1 protein-coding gene and 1 pseudogene are annotated in these 969 nt (G+C 74.7%); both read right to left on the bottom strand.

Annotated elements, in window-relative coordinates; genetic code table 11:
- Positions 1–727: M20/M25/M40 family metallo-hydrolase (locus tag UN64_RS21695; protein ID WP_139343244.1), on the bottom strand; the 727-nt coding region annotated here is incomplete at its 3' end.
- Positions 724–969: pseudogene (locus tag UN64_RS21690) on the bottom strand (hypothetical protein); the annotation flags it as partial. The gene UN64_RS21695 and the pseudogene UN64_RS21690, both read right to left, overlap by 4 nt.

Raw genomic sequence — 969 nt, 5'->3', positions numbered from 1 at the left:
GGGGATCGTGCCGATCGCTCATGAGCGTGGTGCCGGCGTGGTTGCCCTGACCGGTGAAGACGAGGCGCCACCGGCCGTGGCCCAGGATCGATGACCCGATGGCGACCGGCTGCCCGAGGTCGATGAGGCCCCGCCCCTGCTCGACGTGGAGCTCGATGAACGCGCCGATCTGGGCCAGGCGCTCGTCGTCGCGCCCCATCCGCTCCGGGTCCAGGCCCGCCGCCCGGGAGTGCTCGGCGAAGGTGCCGCCGTCCTCGTCCGTGAGGGCGAGCGCCTTCTCGACGGGGATGGCGCCCGTGAGGATCCGGGAGCCGAGGCAGGCGATGCCGTAGCGGGAGCCCTCCTCCTCGGGGAAGACCGCGATCGCCACGGCCCGGTCCGGCCGGCGCCCCTGTGCACGCAGCACGTCCACGGCGGCTAGGGCCGAGGCCACGCCGAGCGGGCCGTCGAACGCGCCGCCGCCGGGCACCGAGTCGAGATGGCTGCCGGTGACGATCGCCCGGGAGCGGTCCCCGGAGGGGGCGTCCCACCAGGCCCAGATCACGCCGTTGCGATCGGTCTCCGCGTCCAGGCCCCGGGTCTCGGCCTCGGCGACGAACCAGCTGCGCAGGTCGAGCTCGGCGGTCGAGTAGACCGGCCGGGTGTAGCCGCCACGCGACGCGTCGCGGCCCGTGTCGGCGATGGCGGCCATCAGCGAGGCGACCCTGCGGGGCGAGGTCGCCGTCATCGGGCGGCCTCCGCCCGGTGGTGGGCGACGCGGAACTCCTCGGGGACGGTGCCCGTGCCGGTGGCCAGGCCGGCCGCGAGCTCGCCCATCAGCGGTGCGAACTTGCCGCCGTGGCCGGAGCAGGCGGACAGGAGCACGACACCCTCGGCCTCGTCGATCACGAAGTCCTCGTTCGCGGTGCTGGTGAACAGGCAGGTGGCCTCGGCATAGGGCTCGGGGACGACGCCGGGCAGGTACCGCCT

The organism is Fictibacillus arsenicus, from assembly GCF_001999465.1.
Taxonomy (GTDB): domain Bacteria; phylum Bacillota; class Bacilli; order Bacillales; family Fictibacillaceae; genus Fictibacillus; species Fictibacillus arsenicus.
Note: the sequence above shows the minus strand (reverse complement) of the source record. Positions and strands in the feature narration are given on the sequence as shown.